At 53.8% G+C, this 15,461-nt stretch carries 12 protein-coding genes and 3 pseudogenes; 7 read left to right on the forward strand and 8 right to left on the reverse strand.

Annotation, left to right across the window (positions count from 1 at the left end):
* Positions 1-18: 18 nt before the first annotated feature.
* The 3 genes from ACYJL1_RS23020 to dctP all read right to left on the reverse strand — a co-directional run bounded on the left by ACYJL1_RS23020 (position 19) and on the right by dctP (position 2,932).
* Positions 19-1,335: a TRAP transporter large permease gene (locus tag ACYJL1_RS23020; protein WP_460899435.1), complete on the reverse strand. Its 1,317-nt coding sequence runs from the start codon at positions 1,333-1,335 to the stop codon at positions 19-21.
* On the reverse strand, positions 1,335-1,883 hold the full coding sequence (locus ACYJL1_RS23025) for a TRAP transporter small permease subunit (RefSeq protein WP_460899436.1): 549 nt from the start codon (positions 1,881-1,883) through the stop codon (positions 1,335-1,337). Before ACYJL1_RS23025 ends, ACYJL1_RS23020 begins: the two co-directional genes overlap by 1 nt.
* Positions 1,884-1,951: 68 nt before the next feature.
* Positions 1,952-2,932: a TRAP transporter substrate-binding protein DctP gene (gene dctP / locus ACYJL1_RS23030; protein WP_460899437.1), complete on the reverse strand. Its 981-nt coding sequence runs from the start codon at positions 2,930-2,932 to the stop codon at positions 1,952-1,954.
* 158 nt (positions 2,933-3,090) lie between these two features.
* Between dctP and ACYJL1_RS23035 the strand changes: the two genes are divergently transcribed.
* On the forward strand, positions 3,091-3,750 hold the full coding sequence (locus tag ACYJL1_RS23035) for a GntR family transcriptional regulator (protein ID WP_460899438.1): 660 nt from the start codon (positions 3,091-3,093) through the stop codon (positions 3,748-3,750).
* Positions 3,751-3,926: 176 nt separating this feature from the next.
* On the opposite strand, the pseudogene ACYJL1_RS23040 reads toward ACYJL1_RS23035, so the two are convergent.
* The 4 genes and pseudogenes from ACYJL1_RS23040 to ACYJL1_RS23055 form a co-directional block, all read right to left on the reverse strand.
* Positions 3,927-4,163: pseudogene (locus tag ACYJL1_RS23040) on the reverse strand (type II toxin-antitoxin system RelE family toxin); the annotation flags it as partial.
* Positions 4,153-4,377 (reverse strand): annotated as a pseudogene (locus tag ACYJL1_RS23045) (type II toxin-antitoxin system Phd/YefM family antitoxin). The pseudogenes ACYJL1_RS23040 and ACYJL1_RS23045, both read right to left, overlap by 11 nt.
* Positions 4,378-4,922: 545 nt before the next feature.
* Positions 4,923-5,606 (reverse strand): annotated as a pseudogene (locus ACYJL1_RS23050) (IS110 family RNA-guided transposase); the annotation flags it as partial.
* A 203-nt stretch (positions 5,607-5,809) separates the two neighbouring features.
* On the reverse strand, positions 5,810-7,738 hold the full coding sequence (locus ACYJL1_RS23055) for an alpha/beta hydrolase domain-containing protein (protein ID WP_460899439.1): 1,929 nt from the start codon (positions 7,736-7,738) through the stop codon (positions 5,810-5,812).
* A 275-nt stretch (positions 7,739-8,013) separates the two neighbouring features.
* Between ACYJL1_RS23055 and ACYJL1_RS23060 the strand changes: the two genes are divergently transcribed.
* Positions 8,014-8,943, forward strand: coding sequence for a LysR family transcriptional regulator (locus ACYJL1_RS23060; protein WP_460899975.1), 930 nt, complete (start codon positions 8,014-8,016; stop codon positions 8,941-8,943).
* 257 nt (positions 8,944-9,200) lie between these two features.
* Here the strand turns inward: ACYJL1_RS23060 and ACYJL1_RS23065 are convergent, their stop codons facing one another.
* Positions 9,201-10,079 carry a GNAT family N-acetyltransferase gene (locus tag ACYJL1_RS23065; protein WP_460899440.1) on the reverse strand — a complete coding sequence of 293 codons (879 nt, stop codon included), beginning with the start codon at positions 10,077-10,079 and terminating at the stop codon, positions 9,201-9,203.
* Positions 10,080-10,326: 247 nt separating this feature from the next.
* On the opposite strand from ACYJL1_RS23065, the gene argE reads away from it, so the two are divergent.
* From argE to ACYJL1_RS23090, 5 genes are all read left to right on the forward strand, one after another.
* Positions 10,327-11,451, forward strand: a complete 1,125-nt coding sequence (argE, locus tag ACYJL1_RS23070; protein WP_460899441.1) for an acetylornithine deacetylase — start codon at positions 10,327-10,329, stop codon at positions 11,449-11,451.
* Positions 11,452-11,475: 24 nt separating this feature from the next.
* Positions 11,476-12,399 carry a 2-hydroxyacid dehydrogenase gene (locus ACYJL1_RS23075; RefSeq protein WP_460899442.1) on the forward strand — a complete coding sequence of 308 codons (924 nt, stop codon included), beginning with the start codon at positions 11,476-11,478 and terminating at the stop codon, positions 12,397-12,399.
* 17 nt (positions 12,400-12,416) lie between these two features.
* Entirely contained in the window at positions 12,417-12,773 is a 357-nt protein-coding gene (locus ACYJL1_RS23080) for a cupin domain-containing protein (protein WP_460899443.1), read from the forward strand.
* A 152-nt stretch (positions 12,774-12,925) separates the two neighbouring features.
* Positions 12,926-14,389, forward strand: coding sequence for an aldehyde dehydrogenase family protein (locus tag ACYJL1_RS23085; RefSeq protein ID WP_460899444.1), 1,464 nt, complete (start codon positions 12,926-12,928; stop codon positions 14,387-14,389).
* 14 nt (positions 14,390-14,403) lie between these two features.
* Positions 14,404-15,447, forward strand: a complete 1,044-nt coding sequence (locus ACYJL1_RS23090; RefSeq protein WP_460899445.1) for a tartrate dehydrogenase — start codon at positions 14,404-14,406, stop codon at positions 15,445-15,447.
* Positions 15,448-15,461 lie beyond the last annotated feature (14 nt).

Below are 15,461 nucleotides of genomic sequence, written 5' to 3' on the forward strand. Positions count from 1 at the left end.
CGCGGCAACTTCTTCTATTTAGATCGCCGGGCCCATCACCGCATCCGGAAGCCACGTGGCGATCCCCGGTAAGAAGCACAGGATGAGAATTGCCACTACCATACAAAGGACATATGGCATCGAACCCTTGAGGATCGTCTTCAAAGGGATGGTGGGGGCGATGGAGTTGATCACATAAAGGTTCAGGCCAACCGGCGGGGTAATCAATCCGATCTCCAGATTGATCGTCAGAATGACGGCAAACCAGTAGGGGTCGAACTGGGCAGCCGTGAGGATCGGCATCAGGATCGGTGCCGTCATAAGAATAACGGCGACGGGCGGCAGAAAGAATCCGGCAAGCAGCAGAAAGACATTGATGACAGCCATCAAGACCCAGCGGTTTACGTCAAGTTCTGCGATCCACTGCGCGATTGCCTGCGTGATGAAAAGCGACGACATCATGTAAGCGAAGACGCCCGCAGCCGCGATGATGAACATGATCATCACGGCTTCCTTGGTGGAATCGCGCAGCACCGCCCAAATTGCGGCCGGCTGCCACATCTTGTAGATGATGATGGCCATTACGAAACAGAGAAGTGCACCGATAGCGGCTGTTTCGGAAGGCGTCGCCACACCACCGTACATGGCATAAAGTACCCCGAGGATGACGAGGATGAAAGGCACGACACGCGGCAGAACCTCCAGTCGCTCTGCAAGAGAATAGCGTCGCGGAGACAAAAGATGGAAAGCTCCGCTTCTCCAGGTGCTGTAGATGGTCCACATCATAAAGAGACTGACCAGCAAAATGCCCGGCAGAACACCCGCTAGAAAAAGCCGGCCGATTGATGTCTCGGTTGCAATACCGTAAACAATCATCGTAACCGACGGCGGAATGAGAATGCCCAGTGTTCCACCCGCTGCAATCGAACCTGCGGCAACTTCGTCCGAGTAACCGCGCTTACGCATTTCAGGTATACCCATCTTGCCGATCGCCGCACAGGTAGCCGGACTGGAGCCGGACATTGCCGAAAACAATGCACAGGCACCAAGGTTGGAGACGACCAGACCACCCGGAACGCGGGTCATCCATCGCTCAAGCGCTTCAAAGAGATCGCCGCCCGCTCGTGTCGAGGCAATGGCCGCTCCCATGAGTATGAACATCGGGATGGATAGCATGGTGAAACTATTGAGGTCCGCAAAGTAAACTTCAGGAAGCATTGAAAGTGAGCGGGTGCCGTCAAAAACCAGCAAGAAGAAAGCGGAAACGAGCAGAAGGCCAACGGCGACCGATGCACCGGAAAACAGAATGATGATCGTTGCAAGCGCCACAATCAGGCCAAGCGTCAAGGGATCCATCAACGTTGCTCCAGACCGAAAGGTTTATCGATGCGCAGATAAAGAGCTACAAAATCCGCCAAAAGCTGCAGCAAATAGAGGCCGAAGCCGATCGGCAATGCCAGCCACGGAATCCAAAGCCTTACGCCCCAGATTGTACTTGATTTCCAGTTTCGCGTGAAAGCCTCGTACCAAGTATGCATTGAGTACCAGGTGATCGTTGCAACCAGAATTATGGTCAGGATAAGAACCGTGTATGCGAGGATTCGTCTTGCGCCTATCGGCAACATGGACGGAACCAGATCGACATTGACGTGGCCACGGAGCCTCTGCACATATGGAAGCCCGATCGTCGTTGTTGCAATCATCATGTAGATGACCGCCTCGGTCTGCCAAATAGTCGATTGGCCGAGCACAAAACGCACAAATACCATGTGACAGGTAACGAAAATTGAAGCGATGATAAACGACGCAGCAACCCATCCACACAGATTTGAGAGGTTGCCGACAAACGTGACGAGTGGGTGTGATGTCCTTTGAACTTCCGCAACCGCAATCTGATTTTCCATGGTGCATTCCTAAAGACAGGATTCAGTCCCGAGGGCGCATCTCAGGGACGCGCCCAACCCCGCTTCGGTCATTCTACTTCGAATGCCATGTCGAGCAGTTTCTGGCCGTTTGGCACCTCACTCAGGAAGGCCTTGTAGGAGGTCTCTTCGGCGAGTTTTTTCCAGGCGTCGAAATCTTCCGGTGTCATTTTAGCGATTTCGACGCCGGCCTTTTTGAACGGCTCGATCGATTGGACATCTTCTTTCTTGGCCTCCTCGAAATAGAACGCCTCTGCCTTCTTCGAGGCTTCCCGCAATGCATTCTGCTGCTCGATCGTGAGCCCGTCGAAAGTCATTTTGTTGACAAGCATCGGCTGATACATAAACCAAAGAGCGACATCAGACGCTGGCGTATAGCACTTCACCTGCTCGTACAGCCTGAATGAAACGAATGAAGAGGACGATGTATTCATAGCTTGCAGAATGCCCTGCTGCATACCGTTGTAAGCTTCGGACGACGGCATAGAGGAAATGGAAGCACCTGCGCCCTCCAGCATCTGCTCGAAAGCTTTGCCCGCAGCACGAACCGTCAGGCCCTTTACGTCATCCGGCTTGGTTATGCATTTGTCCTTTGAGGCGAAGCCGCCCGCGAGATAACCGTGAACGAGAACCATGACGTCGTCTTCGGCCATGATGTCTTCAAGAGCTTTCATAAACGGGCTGGTGTTCATCCGTGCGGCATGATCATGATCCTTGATGAGTCCCGGCATCAGAGTGAGATTGTATTCAGGACGCTGCCCCCCAGCATAAGAAAGCGGTAGCACAGTCATGTCGAGCTGGCCGCGGGTGAGAGGGATGTATTGCTCATTTGCCTTGAACAATGAGCTTGACGGGAAAATCTTGATCGATAGGTCTACATTGGCAGCGGCAACATCTTCGGCAACCATCTGCGCGATCTTGTGGCGTATATCATTGGGCGCAAATTGATGCGAAAGCCGCAACTCGGTTGCACCAGCCGTCGCACAGGCAAATACGGACAAGGCGGCTATAGCCGTGAAACACTTAAACATTACTGTCTCCTCCCAGAGATCATTTGGATAGTAGTCTCTTTTAGAATGCGGCCTCCACCGATCCAGATCACAATGATTAAATTCATTGCATTTTATGTCAACCCTCTTGTATGCAAGAATTGGTTTATTGTTCTCATTCAACGTAACAGGAAATACTCATGAGCAGTCGGTCGGATATGGTTCGCGAGAAGCTGGAGCAGATGATCGTCGAGGGCATTTTCAGCAATGGCGAGCGGCTGGACGAGATCAGACTGTCCCAACGTTTCAATGTATCGCGAACCCCCCTTCGCGAGGCCTTTCAAGCACTTGCAGCCTCGGGACTGCTGGACCTGCAACCGCGGCGCGGCGCATTCGTTCGGCATCCGGCATTTGAAGAATTGGTCGAAATGTTCGAAGTCATGGCAGAACTCGAAGCGTTCTGTGGCCAGCTGGCCAGCCGTCGTATGACGGCCGAGTTTATCCTGAAATTGAAGCAAACTGTAATTGACTGTGAAGAAGCAGTCGCAGCAGACGATATCGATGTCTATTATCGTGCTAATGAAACCTTCCATCATCTGGTTTATGAGGCTTCCGGAAATACCTTTCTTGCGGCAGAGGCAGCGAAGCTGCATCGACGTCTGAAACCGTTTCGCCGCTTGCAGCTAAAGGTGCGTGGGCGTATGACGCAATCGCTGTCGGAGCACCGTACAATTCTCGACGCGCTGATCGGTGGCGATGCAGAAATCGCTTCTGAAGCCTTGCGTGGGCATGTGGCTGTGCAAGGCGGAACATTTAATGACCTTATCGTCAACTACCGGCGCGCTTCCAAAAAAGGATAGTAGATCGTCGTGTGTCGACGGCATCTTGCTAAACCCGTCACACATGGTGAGGTCGACGTCCGGTCGAAACCATGCGCCTCAGGATGTGTGACTGGAGCCCGACTGAGGGCGAATTGACACCCTGGCGGGATATTACAGCCTTTTAGGATGCTATTGCTTGCGCGCACGTGCGAGGTTCCTACAGCCACGACCAACACAGTGATCGTCTGGTCATCAACCCGGTAAACGAGGCGGTAGCCAAGCTGTTTCAGCTTGATTTTGTAGTGGTCGGCCATCCGATGCAGCGCAGCGCTCGGCATACGAGGATGCTCCAACCGCTCTCGCAGCTTCTTGACGAGCTGCTGTCGGATCGTCACGCCTGGCTTGTCCCATTCCTTTCAAGCAGACGGCAAAAACTCGAGACTATAGGACATCATTTTCAACCAGCTCGCCCTTCTCGCCTGCTCGCTCTTTCACAAGCTGGGCGAGATAGAGGTCATCCAGCTGCTCAAGCATGGCCTCTTAGACATCGGCTGGAACCATGTAAGCCATAATCCGGTTGTGATTAAGCACAGCCACGGCTTCGCCATGCGCTCCGTCCATCACCGCTGTTGGACTCTTTTTCAGATCGGAAACGCTTACGGCAATGGAAGCGTCGCCGTGCCAATTGCACTATAGTCTGTTTTGGACAACAATCGTCCCATGTAAATCAAGGCTTGCGCCTCTAAAAATTCGCGAGCGTTCAATTGGGACAGCGCATTGCCATTTATTGCCGTGTCTCGAAGGTCGATAAATCTTGCGAGCGACAGACCCGAGAACTAATCGCATTCGCCGATCGAGGGGCTATCGTAACTTGTCCGTCAAACCATCCAACGTACAGGGCATCCAGAGCCCTTCACTACGCTCGTTCCGGTTCTGTTGCATATGTGGAACGGCCCTGATAGCAAGGTTTTTCTGCGTTGATGACCGATGGGACGGTGCAGTCATATGTCCGGCCTGTTAATTGCGGCTTTATTCCCGCTGGCCACGATGATATCCGCAATGCCGATCGCCTAATCAAATTTGCGTACTCTAAATATACATTGCAACAGTCGGTCTGATCGGTATCTGGATTTCGCCCAGTTGGTTCATCACGCTTGGCACCTTGCCATGCAATCCAGCTGCTTTAGCTGGAAGCCCTGCTTTTTCTGTCTTTATACTTTCATCATGATGTCCGGGGCCTGATAGGTACCACCTTTCACCAGAAGCGCCCAGATCGTGCGCGCGATCTTGTTTGCTAGTGCAACGGCTGCAACCTTATAGGGGCGGCGTGCCATCAATGCGACGACCCACTTTGGCATCGGCACACCACGCCGCGCTTGCTTGAGAATAGACGTTGCGCCAACAATGAGCAGCGTTCGCAACAGCTTATTCCCCTGTTTGGATATTCGGCCGAGGCGCTCCTAACCACTGGAGTTTGCTCGGGGCGTAATACCAATCCAGGCGGAGAGATCACGACCGGTTCTGAATGCCGCAGGATCTTGAATGGTCGCCTGAACGGTTGCTGCAATGATGGGGCCGACTCCGGGAATACTGGTCAAACGCCGGGCCGCCTCATCTGCTTTTACTGTCGCGACGATCTTTCTATCGAGCTTCTCGATGCGTGTGTTTAGCATCTCTATCTGTTCAGCCATTTCCAAAAGGGCCGTCCTTGCCACTTCAGGAATTCTGTCATCCTTGTCGTTGCGCAGCATGCAAATGAGTTTGGTGATGCTTGTCATGCCGCTACACGCAATAATTCCCAACTCTGCCATGTGAGCGCGTATCGCATTTGCAGTCTGGCTACGCTGCCGGATAAGTAATTCACGTGTTTTGAGCACCATACCTGCAGCTTGCTGGGCGGCCGGGGTCAGCCAGCCGGTCAGCACCCCGAATGTTGATTTCCGCTCGGAACTGACCGGATCTGGATCAGCATCTCACAGAATCCGGTATGACAAAACGACCAAAGGGCCAGGACCGCTCCAGTACATTCCTTTCGATGCAGCGGAGCTTGTTCTCATTTTCACAGACTCGAACTGAAGGATTGTGATGGGAAACAGCATCAATGCAGGATTTTGCTGTCGCCGCGAGCACGATCGAGCACGTATCCGATATCTTCCGCCAGCAGGAACCGATCGGCTATCAATGCCTCCGAAGCAGTTTCTACTGCAGCAACATAAGCGTCGCTGTCAGCATAACGTTCGCTTAGGGGGCTGCGGCTGTCATTCTCACTCGGACGCCTCGGGAAAGGAACGAATGTGCCGGTCAGACTGCAAAGCTCGCCTGCTGCAAACCCGGGTTTGCGAAGATTCCAGCCCGCATAGGTTCCAAGCGGCGCTTTCAAATAGGCCATGTTGATCCCTCCAAGCGGGTTGCCATCATCATCAAGCGCTGGAACGTAGAGGGAATAGGCTTTCCCGCGACTCGGTGGTTGTGAAGAATAATCCATTACCCTCAGTTCGTTGAGGACTGGCTTCGCAACCTCACCGTTGATCCGGGGCAGCTTCAACGCTGTCAAATCCACCAATGTACCGTCGTTCAGGCTTGGATAGCGGCTGGCAGGTGGTGCCTGATCCTTCGAGATCCAATCTTCCATTGCCACATAGAGTGCCCGCATAACCGGTGCCGCACTCAATGGATTGGTCGGATAGGTGCATGCGGCCTCTTCTCCTGATTTCGTCGACCAGCCGTTGAAATGCGGCGCTCCCGCAATGAAATAAAGCCGCACATTGTCGGGAATATTCAGTGGCGTACCATCCGGTCCTATTGATATGAGTGAAGCACGCGCCTGCCAGAACTCTGTTGAAGTATCAGTATGCATGATCTTCGGACAGGTACCGGTCGCAGTACAGGCGGTGAGAATGCTTCCGCTTCGGCCACTCACCGGATCGCTGGTTTCGGCATAGGTAAACGGAAACTGATCGCCTGGATAGTCATGATCCTCGTGCTGGCGGGAATAACGGCCGGTCTGCGCAAAACGGTAATTGGTGAAAGTTTTACGCGAACCGGCAATGTGCGCCATGGCACCATCAAAGACACGGTTGCCCTTCTCATCCATATTGAAACCCTGATAGATCAAGTCGCGCAGGAAGCGCCCTGATTGCGAGATGCCGAGACCGATTGTATATTTGACATTTGCAAGCGGGTTTTGCACGTCATGCCCTTGGTTGCTGCGGAGGAACGAAATGAGATCACTGGTAGCAACAAAGGCAAGACCTGCAGGAACCGAATCTTTCGCTGGGTAAATGAACTCATAGATCGCGCCAGCATCCATGCCAACCGGCCGCGTGATCTCGATCTGCATGGGGCTCAGATACTTGAAACTTAATCCATCGACAGTCTTTGGCTGATCCGCTTCCCGCGCACGTACGGTAAGGGTGGCTCTGGCAGGATCAAGGTCGGCTGCCGGGTATGTAAGCTTCCCTGTGCTGTCGCCACCGATCCTATCGAATATGAACTGCTCACGTGACTGCCCCGTTACGTTCGTCAGCGTGGGCAGTTTCAGGTTGAGAAAATTGTCAGGCAGATCGGTTTGCCACCCGCTCCAGACAATGGTGTCGCCTCTGTTCATCAGAAAACCGTCACCGGCATCCTCTGCCTTGGACGGAACCTCGGTTGATACGCCGCGATTAAGCAATGTGAAACTCAAGTTCCGACCGCGATTGGGTACCTCGTAGAACAGGAAAGGCGAGCGTTTTTCCACCTTGGCGGGCCTAAGGATTGATACCTCCGTGCTGAAAACGACTTCGCCAGCAGAATTCACCGGGGCCATACCTATATCGACAATGTCAGCAAGACGCGGCGATTTGGGATGGACGGCGTAAGTAGCAACAGCATCGATACGCTCATAGGCTCCGACTTCGCCAAAAGACTTGCCTTCGAAGGCAACTGCCGAGGACTTAATCTCAAAACTGGTTACACGGGCCAGAGCTGTTCCTGATGTCAGCACGGCTGCCAGCATGGTGGATACAAAGGCTATTCGTTTCAACATGATAAGCTCCTGATTGATCGTCTTGGAGGATGGCTGTGATCGATATTAGTGCGTCGGTTGCCGTTTACGGGCGCACCGGCACACGATCGCCTGCGAATTGAAGGCTGTTTTGAATGAATGCAAGGCCCCCGGCTGGTGTTGCGCGTTATTCCAACATGCTGCCAAAGGCGCAAACCAAGATTGATGGCGCCGGTACCAATCAATCTTTTGTAGGGAACGTTCAACGAGCGCCAGTCGAGAGCGGTTCATCCATCAGGATAAGTCGCGGTTCGAAGATGATGGCGGCGGCGCGTTGCGGTAATTTTTCCAAAGCTGCGAATGAGCTGAATGTTACTCCGGCTGCCGTCAGCCGTATGATCGCACGCTTGGAAGATCATCTTGGCACACAGCTTTTCGTTCGCATTCCGACTGGATCGTCACTGACAGAGGCGGGGACTATTCTATTCGACAGCATAACCAAAGGCTTTTCGGGAATTGAGAATGCGCTGCGTGAAATCGAGGATAGGCAGACAGGTCTCGAAACGGTTTCCCTCTCGGTTTCGACCGGATTTACCACACATTGGTTGATGCCCCGGATGAGCAAGTTCAAGACGGAATTCCCGAATGTCGACCTGCGTTTTCAGCTCGTAATAGGTGCACTTGGCGGCTCGGTCGCCGATGTCGACCTTGGAATGCGTTTTGTCGACGGCTCGGATGAACGGCATGAGGCGGTGCTGATCATGCCGGAAATCCTGATGCCAATTTGCAGCCCGTCCTATTATGAACAGTACGCGACCGGGCAAGATGGCGTCGAGGCGCCGGTCTACACAATCGTCAATTTGGATAGCGCCCAGCCGGACTGGTCCGGGTTGTTCTTGCCGCGACAGGCGGGCGAGACCGTCAATTCACTGATCTTTTCCGATTATGCGATTGTTGTACAAGCGGCGTTACTCGGCCAAGGTGTGGCGTTGGGCTGGCTGAATGTTGTCGCCCATTGGCTGCGCACCCGGGCCCTAGTACCGGCCCGGCAGGATTTGATGGTGACGGGACGACTCTGTCATCTCGTTCGTATGCGGGACAAGCCGCGCCGGCCTGTTGTGTCGCTCATCCGCGACTGGGTCATCGCTGAATTGCTTGAAGACATTCTCGATCTCGACAAGCAATATCCCGCACTGGGACTAGAGGCTTTGATCGATAGTAAAGGTGTGGCGGGTCAGAAAAATTGACACTGCTGTTCGATCGTCAATGCAATCAATTGGAAGTATTTGTAGGCTTGGACCTACCACGATTGGAAGTCCTGTCTTCCTGGGAACAGGATCAAACAACGTCTCTCAATAAGTATGCCAAACGTTCAAATTCTTCCCGATCACCAAATAGAAATTGAAGGCATGACATACGTTTCATGTGTTAACCGGGTCGAAAAGGCTCGAAGGGCCGTCTCCGGCGTGAGCGGCGTCAGTGTATTTACGATGCCTGCAAAGCCTCAGCTCCATCCATGTGCCGCCAGACCGTAAACCCAAGGCTCGTCCGGCTTCCGACCTAAGAATCGCCTACCCTTCGACATCGTCGTGACTGTGCCGAAAATGTCGAGCCTGGATTGTGCGAGGAAATCGGCATAGGCGCCGTCCTTCTCACGCGTATCAACGCGCGCGAACGCTCCCTTGAGAGATTGCAGGTGAACAGCGGTTAAGTGGATCGCATCATGATCGTTGGTGGCAATGACAGGACCAATGACCTTGCCGCGACCGAAGTCGCGGCAAAAAGAATAGCCAACAAGCTGGCCATTGCGTCTGAGACCATAAATTGTGGCCTTTGTAGCTATCAGTTCGAGCAGACTGGCACGATTGATCCTGAATGCCTGAGCATCTAGGTTTGCAATGGTATCCAATTCATGTGCGCTGACAGTGACCAACGCTCCTTCAAGTGTAGGGAGGGGCGGGAGTGTGAGCGCAACTTCGCCTTGGCACTGGTAGACAGTTGCTTCGTCCAGGAAACCGAGTGAAACATAAAGACTATGGGCAGCATGGGTTGCATTCAGACTGAGGCTTCTGCCAGCGCATCGCTCAAAAACCTGATCCATCAGCCAGCGGCCGTTCCCCTGCGCCTGTGTTCTGGGAGAAGTAATCACCATACCGATAGTGGCGAAATCTTCGCCATGTGGAAACCACATTGCAGTTCCGAAAACGCGTCCGATGCCGTCCACGGCAACAAGGCCATGTCCGCTCTGCAACAGGATTTCCCAATCAGTTGATCGGTGCGGCCAGCCAACGCCCAGCGATAGGGCATGAAGCAAGCTGACATCCACCTCTGCGATATCACGCGCTACCAGTTCAAACGATTTCAATCGCATTGCGTTTTGCATTTCAGCCTATCCGTTTTCTTCACCGGTGCCGAGCTTGGGGCATGCAGTTGCTTTATCGTGTCGAGGAATGCAACCACATTCCAGGCATATTTGCTGCATCATCGCAGGGTAATGCCGGCAGTTTTTGCTTCTTGGCAAGGCTAATTCACAATCTTTGTTTGAAGTACAGCATTGTTCGGCACGGAACACTTCTCAAGGCGAATATACTGATAACCGTTCGAAAGTCTGCTCTTACGGCGTGGTGCTTATGAAGGTCGAAGAAATTCTCGAGGTGCTGATAGGGTTTCCCTCTGTTGTGGGAAAACCGAATGATGCGATCGTCGACTGGATCGGCGCCTATGCGCGAGCTGCTGGCGCGAAAGTAACTGTGCTGCCGGGACCGGAGGGCGACAGGGCCAATCTGTTTATAACCGCTGGGCCGCACAATGTGCCTGGCTATATTCTTTCAGGTCACATGGACGTTGTTCCGGCCGACGAGGCAGAGTGGAAAACGGATTCCTTCCAGCTCCGGCAAGATGGAAACAGATATTACGGTCGTGGAACAACCGATATGAAGGGCTTCCTGGCCTGCGCACTGGCGACTTTGCCAAAACTCGTCTCCAGCAATCTGCAGCGTCCTCTCCATCTTGCTTTTTCCTATGACGAAGAGGCTGGTTGCCGTGGCGTGCCACATCTGCTCGCCGCCTTGCCCGATCTTTGCGCAAAGCCTCTGGGCGCGATTATCGGTGAGCCAAGCCGAATGCAGGCCGTGCGTGCACATAAGGGCAAGGCAGCAGCAAGGCTTGAAGTGATTGGCCGTTCCGGGCACTCGTCACGGCCTGATCTGGGGCTGAATGCCGTTCATGCCATGGCCGATATCATCACACAGGCGATGGCTTACGGCCAGTCTCTGGAGTGCGGTCCTTTTGACGATAATTTCCAGCCGCCCTATTCATCCTTGCAGGTTGGCGTCATTTCCGGTGGCCAGGTGGTCAATATCATACCCGATCGTTGCACTGCAGATATTGAAGTACGTGCCATTTCCGGTGTCTCCCCAGCAGCATTGCTTGAGCCGGTAAAAGAGCAGTTACTTGCCTTGTGCGGGCGGGGCTATGAGGTATTTTGGCGCGAATTGAGCGGGTATCCGGCATTATCACTGCCGAGAGAAAATGCGCTCGCAAAGCTGATGGTTGAGCTCACGGGACAGGAAACACTCGCTGCCGTGAGTTACGGCACTGAGGCCGGACTTTTTCAGCGGGCTGGCATCGATGCGATTATTTGCGGCCCTGGCGATATCAGCCGTGCGCATCGTCCAAATGAATATATCGAGATCAATGAACTCAACGCGTGCCAGAAAATGATCGATGACCTCGGCGCACGTCTTACAGCATAACACCAAAGCAGACGGCGGATTACGATGGCATTCCTCTTCAATTCCGATGCAGCACGTGGCGCAATCTTTCGCGAGGCTTTTGCGCGCGAGCTTCCCGATCTTCAATTCTTTCAGGCCGGCGAAGACGTTGATGCTGACAAAATACGCTATCTGATCAGCTGGGTGACGCCCGATGATATCGCGCGTTACCGCAATCTGGAAGTACTCTTTTCCATAGGCGCGGGCGTTGATCAGTTCAAAGCCGGCAGCGTACCGGAATATGTGAAGCTCGTGCGCATGATCGAAGATGGCATTATTCACATGATGCAGGAATTTGTGGCGCTTGGCGTGTTGACACTTCATCGCGAGGCGATTGCCTACCGCGAACATCAGAAAAGCGAGGAATGGCGAGCACTTGCTGTTCCTCAAGCTACCGCGCGCCGTGTCGGCTTTTTGGGACTGGGGATGCTGGCGCTGGCGGCGATCGAACGCCTTAAACCGTTTCAATTTCCTATTGCTGGCTGGAGCCGAAGCCGGAAGGAGATTGAAGGCGTCGGGTGTTTTTATGGTGAAGACCAGTTCGCCAACTTTCTGCGGCAAACAGATATTCTTGTTTGCCTTTTGCCGCTCACCAATGAAACGCGTAGCATACTCGATGCTCGCTTGTTCGCCCTTTTGCCTAGAGGCGCACGACTGTTGCACCTCGGTCGTGGGCCGCAACTTGATCAGCCAGCGCTCATTGAAGCACTGGATTGCGGCCACCTGGCTGCTGCAATGCTGGATGTAACCGATCCCGAACCACTGTCCGCCGGGCATCCGCTGTGGACCCATCCCAAAGTACTGATTACCCCGCATATCGCTTCGGTAACCCAACCGGAAACAGCCGCAAAATCCGTCATCGATAACATCCAGCGTCATCGCGCGGGAAAAGAACTGATCGGCCTGATCGACCAAACTCGAGGCTACTGACCCAGAAGGAAAATCATATGTCACTGCTGGTTACCATAGACACAAATCCCGGTTTTGCACCGAAAGAGGCGTTGCCGACTCCCGAACGGCTCATTTCCGGCAATCCGGCTTTCAAGACCTGGGCGCAGGATGCCTCGAAGGGCGAAAAGGTGTTGACAGGCATATGGGAAGCAACACCCGGCGAAACCCATTCGATCAAAGGTACGACTTTTGAGTTCTGTCATATCCTTTCCGGCCTGGTTGAGATCGAGGAAAAGGATGGCGAAGCAAAGACATATCGTGCTGGCGACAGCTTTGTGATGAAACCTGGCTTTGTCGGTGTCTGGCGCACGATCGAAACAGTCCGCAAGATCTATGTTTGCGTTTATGAATAGAAAATCAGGCATTTCATGCCGGTCCCCATCCAGTACAATCGACCGCTCACAGCCTCTTTGGCAGGATTCAAAGCCGCCAAGGAGGCTATTCTCAACGAAAAATGCGGCGCATCCGGGACTACTGTTTGAATGAAGAACAGTGCGAGATCTTTATGACATTAAGCTTTGACCCGGAAACGATTCAGCTCCCACTTTATCACTTCATTGGTGGAGAACGCATATACGCATCAGGTGGCCTGGAAATGCGTAGACCTTCTGATGGAAAGGCCTATGGCGACTGCCCTGTTGCAAATGGTGAGCTGGTAGATCGGGCGGTGCAGGCTGCCAGAGCCGCATTGAATTCGAGTGGTTGGGCGGATGTGCGCCCGCGTGAACGGCTCAATGCCATGCACCGGTGGGCCGATCTTATCGAGCAAGAGGCGTTGGTTCTGGCCCGCCTCGAAGCCATCTCATCGACACGTCCGATAGCCCAGCTCGTTGAAGGCGATATTTCAGCGACTGCCGAGCAGATACGTTTTTTCGCTGAGTTTGCCGACAAGGAAGGCAGTAATGTCGTTCCCACGAGCGCCAACACATTTGGCATGACGCTGAGCGAACCTTACGGCATTGTCGGAGCAATAACCCCGTGGAACTTCCCTATATCCATGGCTGGATGGAAACTCGGGCCGGCACTCGCCGCAGGCAATGCCGTCGTTCTCAAACCATCCGAAACTACCCCTTTTTCCACTCTCTATATGGCTGAGCTCGCCGTGAAAGCCGGTATTCCTGCGGGATTGATCAATATTGTCCTTGGAGACGGACCAACGACCGGAAATGCCATCACCGGTCACCCGTATATTTCCAAAGTGAGCTTTACGGGCTCGACTGTGGCAGGTGCTGCCATTATGGAAAATATTGCCCGCACCGGCATCAAGCCTATGACACTCGAGCTTGGCGGCAAAAGCCCGCAGGTCGTATTTGCCGATGCCGATCTCAATCTGGCAGCAGCGGCGATCACGTGCGGTATTCTGGCCAATGCCGGGCAGGTATGCGTCGCGGGGTCGCGCCTCATTGTAGCCGAAGAGATAGCAGAGCCTTTGATCGAGGCCATTGCGCACCACATGGCCGACATCAAACCCGGTGCCACTTGGGATGAGAATACGCAGTACTCGCCGATTATTTCCGAGCGGCAACTCTCCCGTATCGATGAAATAGTAAAGAGGGCTGTCAGCTTGGGCGCGGACTGCCTTGTTGGAGGGAAGCCAATGGATGTTGAAGGGTATTTCTATGAGCCAACACTCCTGCGCGGTGTCGACGAAACTTCACCAGCTGTAACCGAGGAAATTTTTGGTCCCGTGCTGACGATCCAGACGTTCAAAGAAGAAGCGGAGGCCCTCGCGCTTGCCAGTCACCCGACCTATGGACTGGCTGCAGGGCTATTTACCCGCGACTTGTCACGCGCAATCCGAGTGACGAAGGCATTGCAGGCAGGCACAGTCTGGGTAAACCGTTATGGTCGCTCGCGCGATCATATTCTGCCAACCGGCGGCTACAAAAGCTCGGGAATTGGCAAAGATCTTGGCCGGGACGCATACCTGGCAAACCGTAAATCAAAAAGCGTACTCATTGATCTTTGAGGGGAGCTCTCGTCGTGAAAAGCTATACAATTGCCTTGATCCCGGGGGACGGTATCGGCAAGAATGTGACGGATGCGGCATTACAGGTCTTGCAGGCTGTTGCCAAGCGCAGGGGATTTGGCCTTGAGGACACGCGTTTCCCGTGGTCCTGCGCATACTATCACGAGACTGGCACTATGATGCCCGCGGAGGGCATAGAGATATTGCGCGGATTCGACGCGATCTATCTGGGGGCTGTGGGCTGGCCTGCAGAGGTCCCGGATTCGGTGTCACTGCACGGCTTGCTTCTGCCAATTCGCAAGGCTTTCGTGCAATATGCCAACATCCGGCCGCATCGCCTCCTGCCTGGGGTAACAGGGCCGTTGCGATCCGCAGGGTTCGATATTCTGTGCATCCGTGAAAACACCGAAGGGGAATATTCAGGGGCCGGCGGGCGCGTGCATTCCGGCACCAAGGATGAAGTCGCGGTGGAGACCGCAATTTTCACACGTACAGGCGTTGAACGCATTATACGCTTTGCCTTCGAGCGGGCCAGGTCGCGCCGCAAGAAACTTGCCTCGGTGACGAAGTCAAACGCACAGAAATACTCCATGGTGTTCTGGGACGAGGTCACGCGCGAAGTTGCCAGGGAATATCCTGATGTAGAGGTTTCGCACTACCATATCGATGCCATGGCGGCGCGCATGGTAATGGCACCCGAAAGTCTTGACGTTATTGTCGCCTCAAATCTGTTTGGCGACATTCTCACTGATCTTGGTGCGGCTATTCAGGGCGGTTTGGGTTATGCCGCTTCGGCCAATATCAACCCCGACCGCAGTGCACCTTCCATGTTCGAGCCAGTTCATGGCTCGGCGCCCGATATCGCCCATCTGGGCATTGCCAATCCGATTGCAGCGATCTGGTCCGGCGCGATGATGCTGGAACACTTGGGCGAACATCAGGCATCAAGAGATGTGATGTCGGCAATTGAGGCAGTCACTGTGCAGGGTATCGGTACGATCGCTGGCAAGGACAAGACGGACGCGATCACGCAGGCCGTGCTCGCAGCTCTGACGTAAACAGAAAGAGGACA

The sequence above is a fragment of the Phyllobacterium sp. K27 genome (genome assembly GCF_054796155.1).

Excerpts from the sequence above, each read along its gene's own strand:
- ACYJL1_RS23080 (WP_460899443.1), top strand. The coding sequence starts at position 12,417 with ATGTCACTGCTGGTTACCATAGACACAAATCCCGGTTTTGCACCGAAA.
- ACYJL1_RS23035 (WP_460899438.1), top strand. The coding sequence starts at position 3,091 with ATGAGCAGTCGGTCGGATATGGTTCGCGAGAAGCTGGAGCAGATGATC.
- ACYJL1_RS23055 (WP_460899439.1), bottom strand. The coding sequence starts at position 7,738 with ATGTTGAAACGAATAGCCTTTGTATCCACCATGCTGGCAGCCGTGCTG.
- ACYJL1_RS23065 (WP_460899440.1), bottom strand. The coding sequence starts at position 10,079 with ATGCAAAACGCAATGCGATTGAAATCGTTTGAACTGGTAGCGCGTGAT.
- ACYJL1_RS23025 (WP_460899436.1), bottom strand. The coding sequence starts at position 1,883 with ATGGAAAATCAGATTGCGGTTGCGGAAGTTCAAAGGACATCACACCCA.
- ACYJL1_RS23085 (WP_460899444.1), top strand. The coding sequence starts at position 12,926 with ATGACATTAAGCTTTGACCCGGAAACGATTCAGCTCCCACTTTATCAC.
- ACYJL1_RS23020 (WP_460899435.1), bottom strand. The coding sequence starts at position 1,335 with ATGGATCCCTTGACGCTTGGCCTGATTGTGGCGCTTGCAACGATCATC.
- argE (WP_460899441.1), top strand. The coding sequence starts at position 10,327 with ATGAAGGTCGAAGAAATTCTCGAGGTGCTGATAGGGTTTCCCTCTGTT.
- ACYJL1_RS23060 (WP_460899975.1), top strand. The coding sequence starts at position 8,014 with ATGATGGCGGCGGCGCGTTGCGGTAATTTTTCCAAAGCTGCGAATGAG.
- ACYJL1_RS23075 (WP_460899442.1), top strand. The coding sequence starts at position 11,476 with ATGGCATTCCTCTTCAATTCCGATGCAGCACGTGGCGCAATCTTTCGC.
- dctP (WP_460899437.1), bottom strand. The coding sequence starts at position 2,932 with ATGTTTAAGTGTTTCACGGCTATAGCCGCCTTGTCCGTATTTGCCTGT.